The organism is Agromyces sp. NPDC058136 (assembly GCF_042884375.1).
GTDB lineage: Bacteria > Actinomycetota > Actinomycetes > Actinomycetales > Microbacteriaceae > Agromyces.
In genome coordinates, this window is record NZ_JBHVUA010000001.1 from 1356337 (window position 1) to 1362930 (window position 6594).

Below are 6594 nucleotides of genomic sequence, written 5' to 3' on the forward strand. Positions count from 1 at the left end.
GCAAATCTCCTGCGGAAGCAGGACGTGCGATCAGGCCTCGGGATCGTCGTCGCCAGGAGCCGCATCGGGCTCGGGCTCAGGCGAGCTGCTCGGCGCGGCGTCGGGCCACGGCTCGACCGGCCCGGCCTCAGTCGCGGGCGTCTCGGGTGCGGCGGGCGCGGCGGGTGCGGCGGGCGCGGCGGCCGTCGGAGCCGCCGCCGCGGGAACCACCGCCGCGGCGACCAGCCCCGTGGCATCCGTACCGCGCGACGCGGCCTTCGCCGCGCGCTTGGCCTTGCGACGCTCGCGTCCGCCCTCGACGAGGTCGTAGAGCACCGGCAGCACGATGAGCGTGAGCACCGTGGACGAGAGCAGACCGCCGATCACGACGATCGCGAGCGGCTGCGAGATGAAGCCGCCGTGGCCGGTGATGCCGAGCGCCATGGGCAGCAGCGCGAAGATCGTCGCGAGCGCCGTCATGAGGATCGGGCGGAGTCGTCGCGAGGCGCCGTGCACGAGTGCGTCGCGCACGTTCATGCCGCGGTCGCGGTACTGGTTCACGAGGTCGACGAGCACGATCGCGTTCGTCACGACGATGCCGACGAGCATGAGCACGCCGACGAGCGAGGCGACACCGAGCGGGATTCCGGTGATGACCTGCAGGGCGATCGCACCGGTCGCGGCGAACGGCACCGAGACGAGGAGCAGCAGCGGCTGCAGCAGCGAGCGGAACGTCGCCACCATCACGATGTACACGATGAGGATCGCCGCGAGCAGGGCGAGCCCGAGCTGCGAGAACGACTCCTGCTGGTCGGCCGTGACGCCGCCGATCGACGCCGTCGTGCCCTCGGGGAGGTCGACCGTGTTCACCGCGGCCTGCACCTCGCCGCTCGCCGTGCCGAGGTCGTCGCCTGCGGGCGTCGCCGAGACGGTCGCGCTGCGGAGCCCCTGGACGGTCGTGACCGAGGCGGGCCCGTCGACCTCCGCGACCGTGGCGAGCGAGTCGAGGCGCACGATGCCCGTCGCGGTCGGCACCTCGAGCGCCTGGAGCTCCTCGACCGAGACGGGCGGGTTCTCGCTCGCGAGGTAGATCGTGAGGGTCTTCTCGTCGATGACGACCGAGCCGGCGTTCTGCGGCTGCATCGCCGCGGAGACGAAGCCGCCGAGGGCGACCTCCGAGTAGCCCGCGGCCGCGGCATCCGACCGGTTCACCTCGACCGCGACGTACGGGCGCGACTCGGCGAGGTTCGACGTGACCTGGGACACCGACTCGACCCCGTCGAGCTCGGCGATGACCGCGTCGGTGGCGGCGGCGAGATCCTCCGCGTTCGACGCGGTGATGTCGACCTCGATGTCGTTCGAGGCGCCGAAGCCGCTCGACGCGGCGATCGAGACCTCGCCGACCTCGGCGGGGTCGAGGGCGTCGAGATCCTCGCGCACCGAGGCCTGCAGTGCCTCCTGGTCGGCGTCCTCGTCGGTCGTGACCGAGTACGTCACGGTCGCGCCGCCGCCCCCGAAGGCCGCGGCGAGCGGGTTCGACCCCGAACCGATCGAGGTCTGCACCGTCTCGACGCCCTCGGTGTCGCGGATCACCTGCTCGACGGGCTTCGAGGCCTCGTCGAGGGCGGCGAGGCTCGTGCCGATCGGCAGCTCCTGCGCGACGCGGAAGGTGTTCTGCCCCGAGTCGCCGAGGAAGTTCGTCTTCATGAGCGGGATCATCGCGCCCGTGCCGATGAGCACGAGCACCGCGATGACCAGGGTGACGACACCGTGCTTCAGCGTCCAGCCGATGACGGGCAGGTACCCGCGCTGCAGGCGCGACGGGTGCTCGAGCTCGTCGGGCGCGACCGGCGCGCTCGGCTTCGCGACCGTGCGAGCGGATGCCTCGCGGCCGGCGCCGGCGACAGGCAGCCCCGTGGCGCCGCTCTCGTCGCGGAGCTCGGGCGCGAGCCACACGTCGTCGACGAACGCGGCCGCGGCGACCTCCGCCTCGACCTCCTCCGCGCCCTCCTCGACCTTGATGCGCGCGGGCTTCAGGAACCAGTACGCGAGCACCGGCACGATCGTGAGCGAGACGAGGAGCGAGGCGAGCAGCGCGATCGTGACGGTCAGCGAGAACGGCCGGAACAGCTCGCCCGTGACGCCCTCGACGAGCGCGATCGGCAGGAACACGGCGACCGTCGTGATCGTCGAGGCGGTGATCGCACCGGCGACCTCGCGCACGGCGCGCACGATCGTCGAAGCCTTGTCGACGCCCTGCACGAGATGCCGCTTGATGTTCTCGATCACGACGATCGAGTCGTCGACCACGCGCCCGATCGCGATCGTGAGCGCGCCGAGCGTGAGGATGTTGAGCGTGTAGTCGGCCGCCTGCAGGCCGATGAAGGTGATGAGCACTGAGGTCGGGATCGAGATCGCCGTGACGAGGGTCGCCCGCACCGACATGAGGAAGATCAGGATGACGATGACCGCGAACGCGAGACCGAGCAGGCCCTCGGTCGCGAGGGACTCGATCGACTGCTCGATGTAGGGCGCCTGGTCGAAGACGACGGTGAACGTCGCGCCCGGGTTCGTCGTGTCGAGCGAGGACTCGAGGCCCGGCAGCAATGCGGTGACCGCGTTCGACACCTCGACGGTGTTCGCGGCGGGCAGCTTCGTGACCGAGATCGTGAGCGCCGGCTCCCCGTCGACGCGCGAGATGCTCGTCACGGGGTTGTCGGTGAGTTCGACGGTCGCGACGTCGGCGATCGCCACGTCTGCGGGGACGCGGGCGGCGGTCGCGGCGGCGAAGGGGTCGGTGCCGGCCTGGGCGCCTGAGCCCGCGCCGGGGCCGGTGCCGCCGGTCGCGGTGCCGTCGGCGCCCGCGCCGTCGCCGGGCAGCGCGCCCTCGTCGCCGGCGGCCTCATCCGTGGCATCCGGAGTCGCCGCCGACTCGGTGGCGCCGAGCACCGGGAGCGCGGCGACCTCCTCGACGCTGCCGATGCGGGTGCCCGTCTGCACGGCGAAGGTCGAGTCGCCCTCGGTGATGGTGCCCGCCGGGACGAGCAGGCCGTTCTGCTGGAGCGCGTCGCGGATCGCCTGCTGCGTGATGCCGTACGACGCGAGCTTCGCGGGGTCGGGCGTGATGGTGACGCGCTGGCCGATCTCGCCGACGAGGGTCGCGTCGCGCACGCCGTCGACGTCGGTGATCTCGCCGAGTGTGGTGCGCTCGATCTCGTCGGAGAGGGCGCTCATGTCGTCGGCGCCGGTGACCGCGATCTGCAGCACCGGGAAGTCGTCGAGGCTCAGCGCGATTACCTGCGGGTCGACGTCGTCGGGCAGCTGGCCCTGGATGCGGTTGACCGCCGAGAGCAGCTTCTGCTCGGCGAAGGCGAGGTCGGTGCCGTAGGTGAAGCTCGCCGTCACGCGCGAGAGGCCGGTCGAGCTCGTCGTCGAGGTCGACTCGAGGCCCGTGATGCCCTGGATCGCCGTCTCGATGGGCGTCGACACGTCGGTGTTGACGATGTCGGGCGAGGCGCCGGGGTAGCTCGTCACGATCGAGAGCTGCGGGAACGCGATCGACGGCGCGAGCTCCTGCTTGAGGCTCGTGAGCGAGATGCCGCCGAAGATCGCGACGACGATCGTGACGAGCGCGATGAGCGCGCGGTTCTTCATGCTGAGCGCGGCGAGCAGGTGCATGGCTCGATTCTCGCAGGCGGGTGGGGTGCGGATGTCACCGGGTGTCGGAATCTCTCGCGAAACCCCTCGACCGGGGGCCGGTCGGGGCGCTAGGGTGACCCTCGTGGGGGTCGCGCTGAACGGTTGTGGGGGAGCTTCGCGGCAGGTGCCGTGGCTCCGCTATGCCGTGCTCGGCACCGCCCTCTCCGCCGCATGGCTCGCCGTCACCCTCTTCGCGAGCGGCACGAGCGCCTCGGCCGACGAACAGGAGCCCGGCGGGCTGCTCGGCGGAGTCGGCTCGCTGCTCGGCGGGGTGACCCAGGTCACCGGCGCCGTCGGCGACACCCTCGGCGGAGTCGTCGGCACGGTCGTCGCACCCGTGAACACCCTGCTCGACCCGGTCGTCGACGCGGCGCCCGAACCGGTCGGCGAGGTCGTCGAACAGGCCGTGCCCGAGGTGCTCGACACCGTCACCGACACGACGAACACCGTGGTCGGCGGTACGAACGGGGCAGTCGGCCTCGTCGTCAACGGCGTCACCGGCACCGTCTCCGACCTCGCGGGCGGGGGCACCGTCGGCGCGATCACGACCCCGATCACCGGCACCGTCGACGGGGTGCTCGGCTCGCTGCCGATCCTCGGCGGCGTCCTCGGCGACGACACCGTGGGCGGCCTGCTCGACCCGGTCGTCGGCGCCGTCGACAGCACGCTCGGCACGGTCGTCGGCGAGCTCGGCGAACTGCCCACCGACGGGTCGGGCGTGCTGCCGCAGATCCCGTCGATCCCGCTGCTCCCGGGCGATCCGGTCGAGCCCGGTGAGCCGGGCGGGCCGGGCGATCCCGTCGGCCCCGCGCTGCCCGCCGTACCCGGCACGTCCGCTCCGCCCGGCGCCGTCGCGGCGCCGTCGAGCACCGACACCTGGCCACCGGGCACGCAAGGCATCACGGGCACGCCTCAGGGCTCTGCGACCGCCGGGCTCCTCGACTCCGCCTCGTCGCCCGCGAACCCGAACCATCCGAACGTGCCCTCGCACGCCCCGAACGCACCTGCCGCCCCCGGCGGCGGCGCGGGCGGCAACGGCGCCGGCGCGTCCGGGAGCGGTGCGGGCGGGGCATCCGGCACCTCTGACGCGGCCTTCGCCGCCCTCGAACTCGACGCGCTCGCGTCGCGCGCACTCCACTCGGTCGACGACGAGCTGCCGTCGTCGCCGGTGTTCGACACCGACTCCACCCCTGACTGACGGGGGCCGGTCCGCTCGCACGCACCCTGCGTGCACCCGCGGACACGGTCATCGCTCCCTGCCCGGGAGCGAACTTTCCCATCAGTCAGGAGGACTGGATCATGAAGAGAATTGCTCTGAGGGCGCTGTACGCGACCCTCTTCACCGGGGGGCTCATGCTCCTCGGCGCCGGCGTCGCGAACGCGTCCGAAACGGACGGCGGCGACGGCATCCTGTCGGGCACCCAGGCCGGGATCTCGATCGATCTGCCCGTGACGCTCGGCGGCAACGCGATCTCCCTCATCGGAGACTCGTCGTCGTCGGGCGCGGCCACCGAGGTCTCGAGCGGCGATGCCGCCGAGCCGGTCGCCGTCACCTCGGGTGACGACGGCATCCTGTCGGGCACCCAGGCGCTCATCGACATCGACATCCCGATCAGCCTCGGCGGCAACGCCATCTCGGTGATCGGCGACTCGACGAGCGAGGACGCGGCGACCACGTCCGCGCCGGCCCCGGCTCCGGCCCCGGCCGCGAGCGACGCCAGCGGTGCCGAGACCAGCGGTACCGACTCGATCCTCGGCGGCACGCAAGGGCTCATCGACGTCGACATCCCGATCACCCTCGGCGGCAACGCCATCTCGGTGATCGGCGACTCGTCATCGAGCGGCGGAACCACCGAGGTCTCGACGGATGACTCCTCGGCCGGCGCCGGCGAGGCGGTGACGTCGGGCGCTGACAGCCTGCTCGGCGGCACGCAGCTCATCGGCGGCATCGACGTCCCGATCACCCTCGGCGGCAACGCCATCTCGGTGATCGGCGACTCGACGTCGAGCGACGCGAGCACAGCCGTCTCGACGGGCGGCACGGGCACGGGTACGGCGACCACCTCGGGCGTCGACTCGATCCTCGGCGGCACGCAGGTGCTGCCGAACCTCGGGCTGCCGATCACGGTCGGCGGCAACGCGATCTCGGTCGTCGGCGACTCCACGTCGACCGACGCCGAGACGGTCGTTCAGCCGGGAACCGGGGGCGGTTCGGCGACGACGGATGGTGACGGCGGGCTGCTCGGGGGAACACAGCTGCTGCCTGAACTGTCCCTGCCCGTCACGATCGGGGGCAACGCCGTCTCGGTGATCGGCGACAGCGAGACCGACGGATCGACGACGATCGTCGACCCGGTGGACCCGGTGGACCCGGTGGACCCGGTGGACCCGGTCGACCCCGTGGACCCGGTCGACCCCGTGGACCCGGTCGACCCCGTGGACCCCGTGGACCCGGTCGACCCCGCGAACCCGGGTGGCGGCGACGGTGAAGGTGACGGCTCCACCGTCGCCTCCTCCGGCGGCGCGACGCTCGTGGCGGCCGACGCGTCGCTCGCCTCGACGGGCGCGGACGTCTCGGGCCTCGGCCTGGCCTCGCTCGCCCTCGTCGGCGGTCTCCTGCTCGTCGGGTTCCGGCGGTTCGCGATGCGCCGATAGCCGGGAATCCCGGCGCCGCCCTACCGGCGCCGGGCCCCGACCTGCTCAGCGGGTCGAGCTGGTCGAACCGGACCCCGTGCCGCTGACCCGTGCGGCACGGTGAGGCCGCGCATCCCAGACGCGGCCGGTCGGGGGGGGGGGCGGACCCCGGGGGGCGCCCCCCCCCCCCCCCCCCCCCCCGCCGCGGGGCCCCCCACCCCCGGGGGCACCCCCCCCCGCCCGGCGCGTAAAAAAAAAACACCCCCCCCCCCCCCCCACACC

At 72.9% G+C, this 6594-nt stretch carries 3 protein-coding genes; 2 read left to right on the plus strand and 1 reads right to left on the minus strand.

From position 1 onward, the window contains the following. Positions 1–30: 30 nt before the first annotated feature. Positions 31–3657: an efflux RND transporter permease subunit gene (locus tag ACFVTX_RS06360; protein WP_386898711.1), complete on the minus strand. Its 3627-nt coding sequence runs from the start codon at positions 3655–3657 to the stop codon at positions 31–33. Between the two features lie 103 nt (positions 3658–3760). Here ACFVTX_RS06360 and ACFVTX_RS06365 point away from each other — a divergent pair, with 103 nt between their 5' ends. Both ACFVTX_RS06365 and ACFVTX_RS06370 read left to right on the plus strand, forming a co-directional pair. Continuing rightward, positions 3761–4876: a hypothetical protein gene (locus tag ACFVTX_RS06365; protein WP_386898712.1), complete on the plus strand. Its 1116-nt coding sequence runs from the start codon at positions 3761–3763 to the stop codon at positions 4874–4876. Positions 4877–4977: 101 nt separating this feature from the next. Continuing rightward, positions 4978–6333 (plus strand): hypothetical protein, encoded by a 1356-nt coding sequence (locus ACFVTX_RS06370; protein ID WP_386898713.1) that lies wholly within the window; start codon positions 4978–4980, stop codon positions 6331–6333. Positions 6334–6594 lie beyond the last annotated feature (261 nt).